Origin of the sequence: Carboxydothermus pertinax, assembly GCF_001950255.1 — a bacterium.
In the GTDB taxonomy this organism is placed as follows: Bacteria; Bacillota; Z-2901; order Carboxydothermales; family Carboxydothermaceae; genus Carboxydothermus; species Carboxydothermus pertinax.
Map to the genome: position 1 here is coordinate 40,075 of NZ_BDJK01000009.1, position 15,721 is coordinate 55,795.

Consider the following 15,721-nt stretch of genomic DNA (forward strand, 5'->3'; position numbering starts at 1 on the left):
TAAAAAATGTTATAATGAACGTGAAAATTTTACCAACAAAATTGGCAATAGGGGGATTTTTAATGCTGGATATCAAAAGAGTACGGCAAAACCCGGAACTGGTAGTAGAAGCATTAAAAAAACGGGGTTCAACCTTAAGCCTTGATGAATTTTTACGCTTAGATGAAGAGCGAAGAAAACTTTTAGTAGATGTGGAGCAAAAAAAATATAAAAGAAACACGGTTTCGGAAGAAATAGGTAGATTAAAAAAACAGGGGCAGGAAGCCGAGGATTTAATTTTAGAAATGCGGGCTTTATCCGATGAAATTAAAAAGCTGGATGATGAGGTGGCCCGGATTGAGGAAAAATTAAATACAATCCTTCTTACCATTCCCAATATCCCCCACGAATCGGTGCCGGTTGGCAAAGACAGCAGTGAAAATGTGGAGGTGCGACGGTGGGGAGAACCGAGAAAGTTTCCCTTTACTCCGAAAGCCCACTGGGAAATTGGGGAAGAGCTGGATATTTTAGATTTTGCCCGGGGGAGTAAGGTAACCGGAACACGCTTTACCTTTTATAAAGGTTTTGGGGCGATGTTAGAGCGGGCGGTCATTAACTTTATGCTTGATCTCCACACCCGGGAACACGGCTACACCGAAATATTCCCGCCGTTTATTGTCAATGCCGATTCAATGGTGGGTACCGGTCAACTTCCTAAATTTGCTGAAGATATGTTTAAACTCGAGGGGTTAAATTATTATCTTATTCCTACTGCAGAAGTACCGGTAACCAACCTCTATCGGGAAGAAATCTTAGACGGGGATAAGCTTCCCATTTACCATTGCGCTTACAGTGCTTGCTTTCGGGCAGAAGCGGGAGCGGCCGGACGGGATACCCGGGGATTAATTCGTCAGCACCAGTTTAACAAAGTGGAACTGGTTAAATTTGTTAAACCGGAAAACTCGTATGAGGAGCTGGAAAAGCTTACCCGGGATGCTGAAAGGGTCCTGCAGCTTTTAGGACTACCTTACCGGGTGGTAGTGCTTTGCACCGGAGACCTGGGCTTTAGTTCGGCCAAAACTTATGACATAGAAGTATGGCTTCCCAGTTACAATGACTATAAAGAAATATCTTCCTGCAGTAATTTTGAAGATTTTCAGGCCCGGCGGGCTCAAATTCGCTATAAAGAACATCCCAAAGCCAAGCCGGAGTTTGTCCATACCCTAAACGGTTCGGGCCTGGCGGTGGGTCGGACGGTGGCGGCTATTTTGGAAAATTACCAGAATGAAGACGGCTCGGTAACGGTACCGGAAGTTTTACGGCCATATATGGGAGTGGATAGGATTTTAAGAAATAAAGGCGGGGTTTAATGGAAAGATTTTTTCAGCTAAAAAAAGTTTGTCAGAAATACAATATTAGAATATTATATGCCTTTGGTTCAAATTATGATAAAGCAAAAAAAATATTACATGGGGCAAAAGTAGAAGATAATTATTCAGACCTTGATATTGGTGTAGTTTTTTTAAAAGAACTTCCCCGGGGCCGCAGTAGAACCATATTATATTCTGAAATTTATAATGATTTAGAAGATATATTTAATCCTTTTCCTTTAGACCTGGTATTTTTGGAAGAAAACCATTCGGTTTTTCAAAGCCAGGCCATTTTACAAGGGGAAGTTCTTTATTTTGCCGATGAAAAAGAAAAAGAGGAATATGAAGAACGAATCTTAGCCCGGGCATTTGATTTTAAATACCATCTTGATAAATTTTACGAAGAAATGCTGGAGGAACTGCAGGATGGTAAATAAAGTGCTAATAGAAGGAAAGTTAAATTTAATAATCGGATATGTAAATCGGTTAAAGGAACTAAAGTCTCTGCCGCCCAGAGAATTTTTAGAAGATTACCGAAATCCTGCTACAGCAGAAAGCTATATCCGGCGGGCTTTGGAAGCAGTATTTGATATTGGCAGGCATATTTTAGCAAAAAATCGCGGCAAAGATTTAAGTCTAGAGTATAAAGCGATTGCCCGGGGCATGGTGGATTTAGGTATCGCCGATGAAAAACTAGGGCAAAAATTAATACAAATGGCTGGCTACCGAAACCGTATGGTTCACCTGTATTCACTGGTGACCGATGAAGAGCTTTATGATATAATTCAAAATGATTTAGATGATTTACTTAATTTTGTAAAAGCTATCCGGAATTATCTTGATAAATTACAATAATTAACAAAAACCTTACCTTGACACTTTTGTTTAAACTGTGATATATTATTTATGCTATCGGATAAAGCGGCGGACCGGGAGGGGTGTCCGAGCGGTTTAAGGAGCCGGTCTTGAAAACCGGTGACTCGCCCTGCGAGCCGTGGGTTCGAATCCCACCCCCTCCGCCAAGGCGATTTGTATTTAAAAAGTTAAAAAGTTTGCGGAGAGATGGCCGAGTAGGTCGAAGGCGGTCGCCTGCTAAGCGATTGTACAGGCTAAAACCTGTACCGAGGGTTCGAATCCCTCTCTCTCCGCCATTTAATTTCATATAGATGCGCCCGTAGCTCAATTGGATAGAGTAACAGACTACGAATCTGGAGGTTGCAGGTTCGAGTCCTGCCGGGCGCGCCATGTGGTAAATAAAGCCGGGGGAAAATCTCCGGTTTTTTATTTTTTTCGGAACGGGTTTATAACCCGCTTTTATTTTTTTAATTCCATAAAAACCGGTAAAAATACTTGACAATACTACTAAAAGTAATAAAATGAAAGTAAATACATATAAGCATATCGGAAATAGGGGTGATTTATTGTGACCAATAATCTCTTCTGGCACGAAGGTAAAATAACGGCGGAAGATAGAGAAAAATTACTGGGACAAAAAGGGGTAGTGATTTGGCTTACCGGCCTTTCTGGTTCGGGAAAATCAACTATAGCCCGGGAGTTAGAAACGGTATTATACCGGGCTGGTAAACTTTCCTATGTTTTAGATGGTGATAATATCCGCATGGGTTTAAATAAAGACCTGGGCTTTTCCGAAAAAGACCGGCAGGAAAATATTCGGCGGATTGGGGAAGTGGCTAAACTTTTTGTAGATGCTGGCGTTATTGTCATCACTGCTTTTATCTCACCTTTCCGGGCTGACAGGGATAAGGTTCGGTCTTTATTACCGGAGGGGAAATTTATTGAAGTGTTTGTAGACTGTCCACTGGAAGTGTGTGAAGCAAGGGATGTCAAAGGCCTTTATAAAAAAGCCCGGGAAGGGAAAATACCAGAGTTTACCGGGATCACATCTCCTTATGAGCCGCCAGAAAAACCTGAAATTACAGTTAAAACTTCAGAGCAATCCCTAAAGGAATGTGTAGAAATCATTATTACTTACTTAAGAAAAAATTTTTACTTTTAAATATAAGTATTCCGATACGAATTTATAGATATTTAGGAGGAATTTTTCGTGGGAGGCTTTATTTTAGCTGGGTTTATTACCGGTTTAGCTATTGGGCTAACGGGAGTAGGGGGAGGGTCTATCTTAGCACCGCTTTTATTGCTTTTGGGAGTAGCTCCGGGGCAAGTGGTGGGAAATGACCTGGTTTTTGCTTCAATTACCAAGGGAGTAGCTCTTTATCCCTATAAAAAAGAGGGTAAGATCCATATTTTAACTGCTAAAAAGCTTCTTTTAGGCAGTATTCCAGGAGGGGTTATCGGGATATTTTTATTGGAACATTTAAAAAAAACCTCGGCCAGTTCAGCCCTTTTAACCCATGTATTAGCCGGAGTAATTATTGCTGCAAGTATTATTTCTTTATTAAAGGAATTATTAAATTTTAAGGGTAGTTTTTTAAGTTTACCCCAGGAAGACTGGAGGGTGATAGTAATAGGATTTATTGCCGGTGTAATAGTAGGTCTTACATCTATAGGTGCAGGTATTTTAGTGGGTTTATACCTTTATGCTACCGGCCGGTTTGATAGCCGGGAATTAGTTGGTACCGATATTTTTCATGGATTGATACTGGCATTGGTCCTTGGCTTTATGCATTTTAAACTAGGGAATATAAACCCAAAAATTTTAATTTATCTTATTTTAGGCTCTCTTCCGGGGGCTTTAATTGGTGGAAGATTAAATTTTTACCTGTCCCCGAAAACGGTGCGGATAATTTTTCTTTCCCTAACTACTGCCCTTTCGCTAAAAATTCTTATTTAAACGAGGAGGATGGTTTTGTGGCAACGGTAATAATAGGCGGTGGTGTTGCGGGGCTGACCGCTGCCATAAGGCTAAAAGAGCTTTTACCCCAGGAAGAGGTGCTTATTTTAGAACGGGCCCATGTTTTAAGAAGCGGTTGCTTAGCTGCCGGGGTTAATGCTTTAAACAACGTTTTACTCGATGACACTCCGGAAAGTTATGTAAATTTTTTAAAAAAGGAATTTCCCGGTTTAATTGAGGATGAACTACCGTTAAGTTTAGCCAAAAGGTTAAACGAAACGGTGGAGCTTTTAGAAAGCTGGGGGGCAAATATTCCCAAGGACAAAGGCGAGTATTTGCGCCGGGGAAAACGGAGCATTATCGTATACGGGGAAAATTTAAAGGAGGTTATAGCCCAAAAAGCCCTCAAAGCTGGAGTAAAGGTTTTAAATCGAGTGTATGTTTTTGATGTCGAGGCAGAGCAAAATCAAATAGTTGCAGTGCTGGCCTATGACTTAACTTCCCGAAAGTTTTTAAGAATAGCCGGAGATAAATACATCCTGGCAACCGGGGGGGCTACTGGACTTTACCAGGGGGCAAATCCCTATCATCCTGGGAGTACCTGGTATCCCCTATCTAACAGCGGAGTTGGGCATGTACTGGCGGTAAAGGCCGGTGCTTATTTAAAATCATTAGAAATTCGTTTTATTCCTCTAAGAGTTAAAGGAGTGGCCGCTCCAACCGGAACTTTGGCTATGAATGTTAAAGGCAAGCTTGTTAATCAAAAAGGTGAGGAGTTAAAAACAAAATATCAACCGGCCAATACCGCCGAGCGGCTTAAAGCTGTTATAGAGGAAAGGCGGGCCGGGGAAGTTCCGGTTTTTGAGGTTCTGGGAAGTTATCGAGATGAGCTTATACGAGCTTATTTTGATATGCGTCCCGGTGCAGCTTTACTTTTACGGGAAGATAAAGGCGAAAAAATTTACCTGGAAGTAGATGGTTTTGAACCCCTGATTAACGGTGGACATGGGCTTTCAGGAGTCATGGTAGATAAAAACCGGAAAACCGCGGTGGAAAACCTCTGGGCTTGCGGGGATATTGCCGCCGGTTCACCCAAGAAATACGTTACCGGGGCTATGGCTGAAGGATTAATTGCGGCAGAGGATGTAGCGGGGAAAGAAGGTGGAGGTCGACTTGAAATTCAGGAAATTGTCTTTAACCTTACCAGTAACCTTAAAGGTTTGGTTTCTCCGTTATCTTTAAAGTACGGCTTAAACGTAATCATGGAAGAGTATGCCGGCGGTAAGAAAACTAACTACCGGTATACCGGTCGAAGTTTAGAAATTGGCGAAGAAAAGCTTTATTCGTTAAAGGAAAAATTAGGACTTGCAAAAATCACTAATCCTTTTGATGTACTGCAATTTTTTGAAGTAAAAAATCAAATATGGCTGGCGACTTTTCTTATTAAACATATGGCTTTTAGAACTGAAAGCCGTTTGCCCTGTTATCAGGAGCGGGTGGACTACCCCAATAAAGCGCCGGAAGACTATCTTCTTATCTCCCAATTAAAAGAGGGCAGGCCAGTTGTGGAAAGGAGGAAGTTAAATGCCTCCACGCTTTTCTAAGGAGCGGTGTAACGGTTGTCCTAAAGCAAAAGTTGCTCCCTGCGAAGCGATTTGTCCTTTAAACTTACTTTATCGGGATAAGGGTGAAGTATTTATTTATCATGAAGCTTTTTGCTACGACTGTGCGGCTTGCGTCAAAAAGTGCCCTCAAAAAGCTATATCCCTTGCTTTGCATCCTTCGGTAGCCCTGGTTAAGGGAGAGTTAATTTACGATAACGGGTTTAAATTTAAAGATCTGGAGGAGGAGTAGCTATGGTTAATTATCACGGGCGAAAAGAAGTAAGTAATATCTTAACGTCAGAAGAATATGAAGAGCTAAAAGGGCAAAACTTTTTAAAGCTATCGGTTTCAAAAACCGAATATTTTGATTTATTTCTTTTGGGGGTTGGACTTTACGCTCCCTTAGAAGGGTTTATGGATGAAGACGATTATTATTCAACTTTAGAACAGTTTACCTTAAGCTCCGGGTTCTTATGGTCGATTCCCATAGTCTTAAGGGTCAGTGAAGAAGAAGCCCGGCTTTACGACGGCAGAGAAAAAGTTTTACTAACTGCTGCAAACGGTGAGCTTTTAGGTCTTTTGGAAAGCCCCCTGACGTTTAAGTTAAATAAAATTTTAGAAGTGGAAAAAGTATTTAAAACTTCTTCCCCTGAGCATCCGGGGGTGCAAAAAATTCTCGGAGAGGACGAATGGGCAGTTGCCGGCAAGGTTAAAATTTATCCGCCGGCTTTTACCGAGATTGATTTAAATCTCTCTCTTTTCCCCCAGAAAACCCGGGAAATATTTAAAAGCAGGAATTACAAGACGGTAGTTGGCTTTCAAACAAGAAACCCCATCCACCGGGCCCATGAATATTTGCAAAAAATCGCTCTGGAGATTTTTGACGGGCTATTTGTTAATCCCCTCGTTGGTGAAACCAAGGGGGATGATATTCCTGCCGATGTTCGGCTTAAGTGTTATGAAGCTTTACTGAACAACTATTACCCTAAAGACCGGTTTGTCTTTGCTACGTTGCCTGCACCTATGCGTTATGCGGGACCCAGGGAAGCGGTTCACCACGCGATTATCCGGCAAAACTACGGTTGCACCCATTTTATTGTCGGCCGGGACCATGCCGGGGTGGGAAATTTTTACGGTCCCTTTGAAGCGCAGGAGATTTTTGATACTTTTCCAGAAAATGCTTTGGAAATTAAGATTGTAAAATTTGATAACGCTTTTTACTGCTCTAAATGCGGGCAAATGGCTACGAAAAAAACCTGCCCTCACGGTCCGGAACATCATTTAAGCTTAAGCGGTACTAAAGTCCGGGAAATGCTTAGGGAAGGAAAGCCGTTGCCGGAAGAGTTTACCCGTCCGGAGGTAGCGGAAGTTTTACGTCGCTATTATCAAAGTCTTTAAAGGAAAGGAGAGGTAGGCTATGAGGATAGTGGTAAATGGAGCGGAAAAAGAGATTCCCCAAAGCCTTACAATTGCGGAACTTTTAGAGTATTTTCAGGTGGAGATGCCCAATTATGTTTCGGTAGTGTTAAATGGTGAATTTGTAAAGCGTGAAGAGTTTAATAACGTAAAAGTTTCCGAAGGAGACGAAATAGAATGGATGTATTTCATGGGAGGTGGCGGATATGCTTTCGCGTGAACAGCTGTTCCGCTATTCCCGTAATATTCTTTTGCCGGAAGTAGGGGTGAAAGGTCAGGAGAAGCTTTTAAATTCCAAGGTTCTGGTGATAGGTGCCGGAGGACTCGGGGCACCGGTGGCCCTGTATCTGGCAGCGGCCGGGATGGGGACCATCGGTATTGCCGACTATGACGTGGTGGATTTAACCAATCTGCAGCGCCAGATAATTCACTTTACCCGGGATGTGGGGACCGAGAAAGTATTGTCGGCAAAAAGTAAAATTGAAGCCCTAAACCCGGAGGTGCAGGTGATTACCTATAATGAACCGATAACTTCCGCAAATATTTTAAATATTATCGAACAGTATGATTTTATTATCGACGGCACCGATAATTTTCCCGCCAAGTTTTTAATTAACGATGCCTGCGTTAAAGCCAGAAAACCTTTTTCCCACGGCGGAATTTTACGGTTCTGGGGCCAGACGCTGACTTATCGGCCCGATGGGGAAACTCCCTGCTACCGCTGTGCTTTTAAAGAACCACCACCGCCCGGAAGTGTTCCCAGCTGTAAAGAAGCAGGGGTTATTGGAGCGGTAGCTGGAGTTATAGGCTCGCTGCAGGTAACGGAATGTATCAAGTATCTTTTAGGAATGGATACCTTGGCCGGAAATTTATTATTTATTGATTTAAAATCAATGGAATTTAACAAGATTCCATTAAAGAAAAGACAAAGCTGTCTTTGTTCTAAAGACCCCGAACAGATTATTTTGGTAGATTACAGCCAGCCGGTATGCGACTTAAAGGGGGAATAAGATGCTGGTATTTTTTGAATATCAAATCGAAAATATTTTAAAATACTGCCGGGAACAGTATCCCATTGAAGCTTGCGGTTTACTTGGGGGAAAGATTGAAAACGGAGTTAAGATTGTAAAATCGGTTTATTTTGCCAGAAATATTGCCCAGTCGGAAAGCCGTTTTGACATTGAGGCCAAAGAACAGTACGAAATTATCAAAAAAATGCGGGCGAAAAACGAGGTGCTTTTAGGGAATTTCCACAGTCATCCTAAGACTCCGGCAAGACCTTCTACGGAAGACCGGGAGTTGATGTTAGACCCTAATTTAGTTTATGTAATTTTTTCTTTGAAAGACAATCCCCCAACTTTCAAAGGGTTTAAAGTTTTGCAAGGAGAGGTCGGCGAAGAAGAGATTACGGTAAAAAAAGTCGATTATAAAGCTTTAAAAAGCGGCGGCATCATGCGGCAGATGGAAGATGGGTATTTTGCCGTGCGCCTAAAAGTAACCGGCGGTAGTTTAACCTTAGAGCAGCTAAGGGGTTTAGAGGAAGTGGCTTCCCGGTACGGAAACGGTACTCTCCATTTAACCGCCCGGCAGGGGGTTGAGATACCGTATATCCATATTGCCGATTTAGAAGAAGTGATTGAGAAACTTAAAAGCTACGGCTTAGACTTAGGGGCCTGCGGGCCAAGGGTCAGGACGGTTACCGCCTGCCAGGGACGGAGTATTTGCCCAAACGGCTGCATTGAAACCCAGGAATTGGCCCGGGAAATTGCTGCTCGCTATTACGGCCAAACTCTTCCCCATAAATTTAAATTTGGCATTACCGGTTGTGCCAACAACTGTTTAAAGGCCGAGGAAAACGACCTGGGGGTAAAAGGAGTATGCCGGCCAATCTGGATAAAAGAAAATTGTTCCGCTTGCGGGTTGTGTACTAAAATTTGCCCGGTAAGTGCCATAGCTTTAAATCAGCAGCAAATAACTATTGATTATGAGGTGTGTATCGGTTGTGGCGATTGCGTTAAAGCCTGTCCCTTTGAAGCTTATAAAGGAGAATACGGTTACAGTTTAAGCTTTGGCGGAAGCTTTGGCCGGAAAATTAATATTGGGAAAAAATTAATTCCTTTTATAAGTTCAAAAGAAAAAATGTTTGCTATTTTTGATAAAACCCTGGAGTTTTACCGGAAGGAAGGAAAAACAGGCGAACGGTTTTATAAAACTTTGGAAAGGGTAGGTTTTGCTAAATTAGAACAATATTTGAACGAAGGGGAAGGGGAAAATGGAGGTAATTAAAACTATTGATTTAAAGGAGTATGTTTGCCCGATGACTTATGTAATTCTTCAGGCGGAAATTGCAAACTTAAATTCCGGGGATAAAATTGCCGCAATTTTGGCAGGAAAAAATACCTTAGCGGATGTTACGAAAAGCCTTAAAATGGATGGCCATAGGGTAGAGAAGATTGAGGAAGAAGGGGAAGAAATTTATAAAATCGTTATAGCATTGAAATAAGGGGGTGTGGGAGTGCGCGTTGAAACTTTTTTGGTAAGCCGGGCGGTAGAAGGTCCAAGCTTACAGACTGCTTATTTTTATAAAGAGCCGGAAAAGCTTGAACAAATTTTTGGCGGCAAATCCCCCGGCTTTTTTTATAGCCGGGTGGCCAATCCTACGGTCGCGGTTTTAGAAGAAAAGGTTGCCCGGCTCGAGGGGGGAGCTATGGCCACTGCCACTTCCTCGGGAATGGCGGCTATCGCCCTTACCTTTATGGCTTTTGCCCAGCCCGGTGCAGAATTTTTGGTTTGTGCCGGGTTGTTTGGCGGGACTTTAAATTTATTAAAAAACTTAGCTAAAACCTGTGGTATAACCTATAAACTGTTGCCGTCCCCTGACCCCGAATTAATAGAAAAGCATTTAACCCCCAATACTCGCCTGGTATTTGTGGAATCAATTGGCAATCCTACCCTGAAGGTTCCGGACTTTTCGGAATTATCGTCGCTTTTAAAAGAGAAAAAAATTCCTCTGGTGGTGGACAATACTGTAGCCCCTCTTTTGGTGAAACCCCTTTCTTTGGGGGCCAATATTGTTATTCATTCCTTATCGAAGTATATATCCGGGCAGGGTACGGTCATTGGCGGGTGTATTGTCGATGGCGGAAACTTTGAATGGGATGAGCGTTTTCAAAATCTCTTCCCGTTAAAGCGGGAAGCAGGACCCCTTGCCTTTTCGGCATATATCAAAAAAGAATTAGCCTCCGATATGGGGATGTGTCTATCTCCCTTTGCTGCCTGGCAAGTATTAATTGGAAGTGAAACTTTGGCTTTAAGAATGGAACGAATGGTGCAAAACGCCCGGGAGCTATCCGAGTTCCTACAGAGCTTTCAGGAAATAAAAGTTAATTACCCGGGTCTTGGGGAAAGCCCGGAGCAGCAAAATTGTGTTAAATATCTTGCTAGCAAGGGCGGAAATTTAATTGTATTAAGTTTTAAAGATAAAGAGACAGCTTTTAATTTTATAAAAAATCTTAACATAGCGCGGCTTGCTACTAACATCGGCGATGTCCGAACTCTGGTCTGTCATTTAGACTCAACTATTTACCAAAAAACACCTCTTAATGAAAGGCAAATTCTTAATATTACTGACAGCCAGGTAAGGGTTAGCGTGGGAATTGAGAATATTGAAGATTTAAAGGAAGATTTTGCCGAAGCCTTACAAAAATTACTATCTTGACAGGTATTTATCTTTGGCATAAAATAATTTTTGCAAAAAAGTGCGCCCGTAGCTCAGGTGGATAGAGCAGCGGTTTCCTAAACCGCGTGTCGGTGGTTCGAGTCCTCCCGGGCGCACCATGTTATTTTAGGTGATTATACTATGGACCACGAAAAATTTATGGCTGAAGCTTTAAAGGAAGCAGAGAAAGCGGCACTCCAGGGGGAAGTCCCGGTGGGTGCCGTTGTGGTTTTAAAGGGTGAAATCATTGGCCGGGGGTATAATTTGCGGGAAACTTTGGCCGACCCTACGGCCCATGCGGAAATTATTGCCCTAAAAGAAGCTGCCCGGAGTTTAAAAAACTGGCAGTTAAAAGACTGCACGTTATATGTCACCATAGAGCCCTGCCCGATGTGCGCCGGAGCTATTTATCAGGCCCGGATCAAAACCCTGGTATACGGAGCTCCTGACCTAAAAGCGGGAGCGGTAGATACCTTATTTGATTTAGTGCGCAATCCGCGTTTAAACCACCGGGTAGAGGTGATATCCGGGGTACTTGCGGCTGAGGCGAGTAAAATAATAACAGATTTTTTCAGGGAAAAAAGGAACAGAGGAAAATTTTAATTATTGTCCACCAGGTAAAATTATGCTAAAATAACTAAGCATAAAAAGTGCGGAGAGATGGCCGAGTGGTCGAAGGCGCTCGACTCGAAATCGAGTAGGCGGGCCAAAACCCGCCTCGTGGGTTCAAATCCCACTCTCTCCGCCAGTTTTCATTAGTACAAGCTTGGAAGATAATGCCAGCAAACGCAAAAATTCAACTATAAACTGCCGAATCGAGTATGGTAAATTTAAATTAAAATAGCTTACTCGATTTAATTTATTTAAGGAGAAATGGCATTATAATGTTTAATTATCAAAAGAAGCTTTATGTATTGTTGGTGTTTATTTTTTTGGTTTTTAATTTAACCTTTTCTCTTGGAGCTGAAAAAACGGCCGAACCTTCAGCAGTACCAATTTTAATGTATCATATTATTGGTAAGCCTTCCGGTTCATGGCCTGAACTTTATGTACAGCCCGAGGTTTTTTTAAAACAGTTAGACTGGCTAAAAGCTAATGGTTATCATACCGTAAGTTTGAAAGATGTTTACGACTACTGGTATGAAAATAAACCGTTGCCCAGTAAGCCTATTGTCTTAACCTTTGATGATGGCAATATTAGTGCTTATAATATTGTATTGCCAGCCTTAAAAGAGCGGGGAATGAGAGCTACCTTTTTTATCATTACCGGAAGTTTTCAGAAGCCGACGGCTGTAAAACCGGAAATGGTTAAACAATTGTATGCGGCCGGGATGGAAATAGGCTCACATACCGTAAACCATCTGGATTTAACAAAAATTTCGAGGAAGCAACTTGCTTATGAATTAAAGCAGTCAAAATTAACTTTAGAAAAGCTTCTTAATGCACCGGTTGAATTTTTTTGCTATCCTTCTGGAAGAGTAAATACCCAGGTGGAACAGGAAGTTCGCAAGTACTACTTAGGTGCTGTTACAACCAGGTACGGAAAAGCTTCAAAAAGTCAAAATCCTTATTTGTGGAAAAGAATAAGGATAAATGGGAGTGATGGCTTAGCCGGATTTATTACTAAAATCCGTGGTAATTAATCCTGCCCCCTTGTCAGTGGGGTAAAATAATTGTATAATATCATCTGCATGGAATTAAATATTTAATTTTGTGTTCAAGCACGCGGAGAGGTGGCTGAGTGGTTGAAGGCGCTCGCCTGGAGAGCGAGTAGACGGGTCAATCCCTGTCTCGCGGGTTCAAATCCCGCCCTCTCCGCCATTAATTTATAATTTAAAAGGAATTGTTAAAATTTGCCGTGCTAGGCGGGGAGGTAGCGGTGCCCTGTACCCGCAATCCGCTATAGCGGGGCTGAAGGCTGCCCGAGGGTTTACCTTGTGAGGTCTGGCCCTGGCAAGTAGCAATGAGATTTGGGTCTTGCGCAGCGGAGATTCCCGAACCGTGTCAGGTCCGGAAGGAAGCAGCACTAAGGGAAACAACTCCGGGTGCCGCAAGGGTGCCTGAATCGAGTTAACTACCGGGGTAACGCTCGTACGATAAACTCGACGGCAGAGGCACGGCATTAAATTTTTGGGAGGTATCCGGAAAATGGTACCTCCTTTTTAATTTAGGGCTTTAAGGCTATTTTTTTTCCCTAAAAAATATTAAAATATATATAAAATGGTGAGTAGGGTTTAAATGCTATTTTCTAACCCTTCTGGGGGTTTTCCGGTAATAATGTAAATATTCAGGATGGGATAATAATCCATGCTTTAGCGGAGACGGAAGTTAAAACATAAATAAGCTAGAGGTGGAAAAACTTTGCTTTCCCAATATCTTATTTTATGGTCGAGTCCCTGGATTATCCTGGTAAACTTTTTTCTTGCCCTCTACATAGGGTTGGGGATTCGCAATAAAAAAGGTTTCTTAGCAGGTTTAGTTGCAACCACCCTTTTATTTATAACTTTTCCCCTAGGAATAATAGTTTATATCGTTTTTATGCGCCCCAAACTTAAATGAATTCTTTAACCCTTTCAGTAATTAAAACATTACCGTTTTGTTCAATTAAGTTTTCAATTTTGCCGAAAACCTTTTCTAAATCGTCTTTTTTTAAAGAAACTGCGGCTAAAGCCAAAGTTGACCTCTGCCAGAGGTTTTGGTTTCCTACTTCAGCGATGGAAACGTTATAATGGTACTTTATTTTTTCGGTAATGCTTTTTAAGACCATCCGCTTTTCTTTTAGTGATTGGGATTGGGGGATATAAAGCTCTAAAGTAAGTACACCTATAATCATATATTCGTAGCTTTCTCCTTTTTATCTTAATTGGCTTATATATTAATATTATTATATTTTAAAGACGATGGATCTAACCAGATTAAAATTTCCGGGTGAAAGATTATGTATCTTGCGTTGTACCGCAAATGGCGGCCAAAAAACTTTTTCGAGATTGTAGGACAGGAAACCATTGTTAAAATCTTAAAAAATGCTGTAGCTACTTCCCAGGTGGCTCATGCTTACCTTTTCTCCGGTCCCCGGGGAACGGGTAAGACTACAACCGCTAAAGTGCTTGCTAAAGCGGTTAACTGCGAACACCCTATAAACGGAGAGCCGTGTAACGAATGCCCTTCGTGTACTGGGATAAACAACCAAAGCCTTTTAAATGTCTTTGAAATAGACGCAGCTTCCAACCGCGGGATTGATGAAATCCGGGAGCTTCGGGAATCCATTAAACTGGTTCCGGCCCAGGGTAAATATAAAGTATACATCATTGACGAAGTACATATGCTGACTAATGAAGCGTTTAATGCTCTCTTAAAAACCTTAGAAGAGCCGCCGGAGCATGTAATTTTTATTCTAGCGACCACTGAATTTAACAAAGTACCGGTTACCATAGTTTCCCGCTGTCAACGGTTTGATTTTAAAAGAATAAGTACCAATACCATTTGGGAGCATTTAAAGAACATTGCAGAAAAAGAAAAAATACAATACGAGCCGGAAGCCCTGCACTTAATTGCCCAGGCATCCGAAGGGGGGCTTAGGGATGCTTTAAGCTTGATGGATCAGGTACTGGTTTTTAACCCCCAAGTAACCGTTGAAGATACTTTAAAAGTCCTGGGCTTTGTAGGTTGGCAGAAAATTTTACAGCTAATTTCTGCCCTGCGGGAAAATGATACGGCTAAAATTATTAATGAAGTGGCGGAAGTAGTTGACCGAGGACTTGACGTAAAACTTTTTATTCAGCAACTTTTACAGTATGTGCGTTATTTAAATTTAATAAAAGCAGGTTTAAATATCGAAGAGCTTATGCCTGATGTAATTGAAGAATTAAAAGGAGAAGCGGATAAGTGGGACGGTGATAAACTATTTTTCCTGTGGGAAGAAATAGCCCGCCTTGAACGGGAAATACGCCAGGCAAGTTTTCCAAGAATTTGGGCGGAGGTAGGATTATTAAAAGCGGCAAGAAATGCTGGGATGGACTTTGTTACACCAACTCCAGCAAAAGAGGTCCAGACCCCCAGGGTAACAACAATTTCAAAACCGCAACCCGAAGGGAAAAAAGCCAAAGAAGAAAAAAGTATTGCTACTAATGTAGTAAATCTCTCCCAAACCCCGGAGTGGCAAGAAGTGCTATTAAAAACCAGGGAAATTTCTCCGCCTCTAGCCATAAATTTAAGTAAAGGTACTCCCTTTAAAACCAGTGATGGTTTGAAAATAGTTTTTCTAGATGAAGAGCCTTTAAACTGGATTCTTCACTATAAAAAAGGTTCCCAGGTAAAAGCGATTATTAAAGAAGTGTTTAAAGGGTCCTTGGGGGAAGAACTAAAAATTACCTTTAACGTTAAAAGCCTTACTTCAGCGGGTAAGGCCGATGAACCAAAAGCTCTTAGGAAGGCAAAGGAGCTTTTTGGTGAAGATAAAGTGGTTATAATTAACAAAGAGGAGGAATAAAAAATGTTTGGCAACATGGGAAATATGCAAAAAATGTTAAAGCAAGTACAAAAAATGCAGCAGGATATGGCAAAACTTCAGGAAGAACTAAGTGAAAGAACGGTGGAAGCTACTTCTGGTGGTGGCATGGTAAAAGCGGTGGTGAACGGCAAGCAGGAATTAATATCATTAGCCATTAATCCAGAGGCGGTGGATCCGGAAGATGTGGAAATGCTGTCTGATATGATTATGGCTGCAGTTAATGAAGCCTTGAGAAAATCCAAAGAAATGGTTGCCGAAGAAATGGGTAAGATTACCGGAGGACTTAATTTAAATCTTCCTGGATTATTTTAA

The 15,721-nt window shown here is 41.8% G+C and carries 18 protein-coding genes, 6 tRNA genes and 1 other RNA gene; 24 read left to right on the forward strand and 1 reads right to left on the reverse strand.

Annotation, left to right across the window (positions count from 1 at the left end; translation table 11 throughout):
* Window positions 1–62: 62 nt before the first annotated feature.
* The 22 genes from serS (at window position 63) to ffs (ending at window position 13,019) form a co-directional block, all read left to right on the forward strand.
* The gene (gene serS, locus cpu_RS03155) at window positions 63–1,349 is read left to right on the forward strand and encodes a serine--tRNA ligase (protein ID WP_075858561.1); all 1,287 of its coding nucleotides are present in this window, start codon (window positions 63–65) and stop codon (window positions 1,347–1,349) included.
* Window positions 1,349–1,786 carry a nucleotidyltransferase domain-containing protein gene (locus cpu_RS03160; protein ID WP_075858563.1) on the forward strand — a complete coding sequence of 146 codons (438 nt, stop codon included), beginning with the start codon at window positions 1,349–1,351 and terminating at the stop codon, window positions 1,784–1,786. Before serS ends, cpu_RS03160 begins: the two co-directional genes overlap by 1 nt.
* Window positions 1,776–2,204 (forward strand): type VII toxin-antitoxin system HepT family RNase toxin, encoded by a 429-nt coding sequence (hepT, locus tag cpu_RS03165; RefSeq protein ID WP_075858564.1) that lies wholly within the window; start codon window positions 1,776–1,778, stop codon window positions 2,202–2,204. Before cpu_RS03160 ends, hepT begins: the two co-directional genes overlap by 11 nt.
* 77 nt (window positions 2,205–2,281) lie before the next feature.
* Window positions 2,282–2,371 (forward strand) — tRNA-Ser (locus cpu_RS03170).
* A gap of 34 nt (window positions 2,372–2,405) precedes the next feature.
* A tRNA-Ser gene (locus cpu_RS03175) sits at window positions 2,406–2,500 on the forward strand.
* A gap of 17 nt (window positions 2,501–2,517) precedes the next feature.
* A tRNA-Arg gene (locus cpu_RS03180) sits at window positions 2,518–2,594 on the forward strand.
* 178 nt (window positions 2,595–2,772) lie between these two features.
* Complete coding sequence (cysC, locus tag cpu_RS03185; RefSeq protein ID WP_075858565.1) at window positions 2,773–3,366, forward strand: adenylyl-sulfate kinase; 594 nt, start codon at window positions 2,773–2,775, stop codon at window positions 3,364–3,366.
* Between the two features lie 48 nt (window positions 3,367–3,414).
* Entirely contained in the window at window positions 3,415–4,161 is a 747-nt protein-coding gene (locus cpu_RS03190) for a sulfite exporter TauE/SafE family protein (protein WP_075858566.1), read from the forward strand.
* Window positions 4,162–4,178: 17 nt separating this feature from the next.
* Window positions 4,179–5,765, forward strand: coding sequence for an adenylyl-sulfate reductase subunit alpha (locus cpu_RS03195; RefSeq protein ID WP_075858567.1), 1,587 nt, complete (start codon window positions 4,179–4,181; stop codon window positions 5,763–5,765).
* Complete coding sequence (locus tag cpu_RS03200; RefSeq protein ID WP_075858568.1) at window positions 5,746–6,015, forward strand: 4Fe-4S dicluster domain-containing protein; 270 nt, start codon at window positions 5,746–5,748, stop codon at window positions 6,013–6,015. Before cpu_RS03195 ends, cpu_RS03200 begins: the two co-directional genes overlap by 20 nt.
* A gap of 2 nt (window positions 6,016–6,017) precedes the next feature.
* Window positions 6,018–7,163 carry a sulfate adenylyltransferase gene (gene sat, locus cpu_RS03205; RefSeq protein ID WP_075858569.1) on the forward strand — a complete coding sequence of 382 codons (1,146 nt, stop codon included), beginning with the start codon at window positions 6,018–6,020 and terminating at the stop codon, window positions 7,161–7,163.
* 19 nt (window positions 7,164–7,182) lie between these two features.
* Window positions 7,183–7,401: a sulfur carrier protein ThiS gene (gene thiS / locus cpu_RS03210; protein WP_075858571.1), complete on the forward strand. Its 219-nt coding sequence runs from the start codon at window positions 7,183–7,185 to the stop codon at window positions 7,399–7,401.
* Window positions 7,388–8,191 (forward strand): HesA/MoeB/ThiF family protein, encoded by an 804-nt coding sequence (locus cpu_RS03215; protein WP_075858572.1) that lies wholly within the window; start codon window positions 7,388–7,390, stop codon window positions 8,189–8,191. The genes thiS and cpu_RS03215 overlap by 14 nt, the downstream gene beginning before the upstream one ends.
* A gap of 1 nt (window position 8,192) precedes the next feature.
* Window positions 8,193–9,467 carry a ferredoxin-like domain-containing protein gene (locus cpu_RS03225; RefSeq protein WP_077177146.1) on the forward strand — a complete coding sequence of 425 codons (1,275 nt, stop codon included), beginning with the start codon at window positions 8,193–8,195 and terminating at the stop codon, window positions 9,465–9,467.
* Window positions 9,454–9,684, forward strand: a complete 231-nt coding sequence (locus cpu_RS03230; RefSeq protein ID WP_075858573.1) for a sulfurtransferase TusA family protein — start codon at window positions 9,454–9,456, stop codon at window positions 9,682–9,684. The genes cpu_RS03225 and cpu_RS03230 overlap by 14 nt, the downstream gene beginning before the upstream one ends.
* 12 nt (window positions 9,685–9,696) lie before the next feature.
* Window positions 9,697–10,899 (forward strand): aminotransferase class I/II-fold pyridoxal phosphate-dependent enzyme, encoded by a 1,203-nt coding sequence (locus cpu_RS03235; RefSeq protein ID WP_075858574.1) that lies wholly within the window; start codon window positions 9,697–9,699, stop codon window positions 10,897–10,899.
* A 42-nt stretch (window positions 10,900–10,941) separates the two neighbouring features.
* Window positions 10,942–11,018, forward strand: a tRNA-Arg gene (locus cpu_RS03240).
* A 22-nt stretch (window positions 11,019–11,040) separates the two neighbouring features.
* Window positions 11,041–11,502, forward strand: a complete 462-nt coding sequence (tadA, locus tag cpu_RS03245; protein WP_075858576.1) for a tRNA adenosine(34) deaminase TadA — start codon at window positions 11,041–11,043, stop codon at window positions 11,500–11,502.
* Between the two features lie 51 nt (window positions 11,503–11,553).
* Window positions 11,554–11,647 (forward strand) — tRNA-Ser (locus cpu_RS03250).
* A gap of 136 nt (window positions 11,648–11,783) precedes the next feature.
* Entirely contained in the window at window positions 11,784–12,542 is a 759-nt protein-coding gene (locus tag cpu_RS03255; RefSeq protein ID WP_075858577.1) for a polysaccharide deacetylase family protein, read from the forward strand.
* 84 nt (window positions 12,543–12,626) lie between these two features.
* Window positions 12,627–12,720: transfer RNA gene (locus tag cpu_RS03260), tRNA-Ser, on the forward strand.
* 35 nt (window positions 12,721–12,755) lie between these two features.
* Window positions 12,756–13,019: signal recognition particle sRNA large type (gene ffs / locus cpu_RS03265), an RNA gene on the forward strand.
* Window positions 13,020–13,450: 431 nt separating this feature from the next.
* Here ffs and cpu_RS03275 read toward each other — a convergent pair.
* Complete coding sequence (locus tag cpu_RS03275; protein WP_075858579.1) at window positions 13,451–13,732, reverse strand: DUF503 domain-containing protein; 282 nt, start codon at window positions 13,730–13,732, stop codon at window positions 13,451–13,453.
* A gap of 105 nt (window positions 13,733–13,837) precedes the next feature.
* Here cpu_RS03275 and dnaX point away from each other — a divergent pair, with 105 nt between their 5' ends.
* Both dnaX and cpu_RS03285 read left to right on the forward strand, forming a co-directional pair.
* Window positions 13,838–15,388: a DNA polymerase III subunit gamma/tau gene (dnaX, locus tag cpu_RS03280; RefSeq protein WP_077177148.1), complete on the forward strand. Its 1,551-nt coding sequence runs from the start codon at window positions 13,838–13,840 to the stop codon at window positions 15,386–15,388.
* A 3-nt stretch (window positions 15,389–15,391) separates the two neighbouring features.
* Entirely contained in the window at window positions 15,392–15,721 is a 330-nt protein-coding gene (locus tag cpu_RS03285; RefSeq protein WP_075858581.1) for a YbaB/EbfC family nucleoid-associated protein, read from the forward strand.

Coding starts and splice junctions, on each gene's coding strand:
- serS (WP_075858561.1), top strand. CDS start 63: ATGCTGGATATCAAAAGAGTACGGCAAAACCCGGAACTGGTAGTAGAA.
- cpu_RS03160 (WP_075858563.1), top strand. CDS start 1,349: ATGGAAAGATTTTTTCAGCTAAAAAAAGTTTGTCAGAAATACAATATT.
- hepT (WP_075858564.1), top strand. CDS start 1,776: ATGGTAAATAAAGTGCTAATAGAAGGAAAGTTAAATTTAATAATCGGA.
- cpu_RS03200 (WP_075858568.1), top strand. CDS start 5,746: ATGCCTCCACGCTTTTCTAAGGAGCGGTGTAACGGTTGTCCTAAAGCA.
- sat (WP_075858569.1), top strand. CDS start 6,018: ATGGTTAATTATCACGGGCGAAAAGAAGTAAGTAATATCTTAACGTCA.
- thiS (WP_075858571.1), top strand. CDS start 7,183: ATGAGGATAGTGGTAAATGGAGCGGAAAAAGAGATTCCCCAAAGCCTT.
- cpu_RS03215 (WP_075858572.1), top strand. CDS start 7,388: ATGCTTTCGCGTGAACAGCTGTTCCGCTATTCCCGTAATATTCTTTTG.
- cpu_RS03225 (WP_077177146.1), top strand. CDS start 8,193: ATGCTGGTATTTTTTGAATATCAAATCGAAAATATTTTAAAATACTGC.
- cpu_RS03230 (WP_075858573.1), top strand. CDS start 9,454: ATGGAGGTAATTAAAACTATTGATTTAAAGGAGTATGTTTGCCCGATG.
- tadA (WP_075858576.1), top strand. CDS start 11,041: ATGGACCACGAAAAATTTATGGCTGAAGCTTTAAAGGAAGCAGAGAAA.
- cpu_RS03255 (WP_075858577.1), top strand. CDS start 11,784: ATGTTTAATTATCAAAAGAAGCTTTATGTATTGTTGGTGTTTATTTTT.
- cpu_RS03275 (WP_075858579.1), bottom strand. CDS start 13,732: ATGATTATAGGTGTACTTACTTTAGAGCTTTATATCCCCCAATCCCAA.
- dnaX (WP_077177148.1), top strand. CDS start 13,838: ATGTATCTTGCGTTGTACCGCAAATGGCGGCCAAAAAACTTTTTCGAG.
- cpu_RS03285 (WP_075858581.1), top strand. CDS start 15,392: ATGTTTGGCAACATGGGAAATATGCAAAAAATGTTAAAGCAAGTACAA.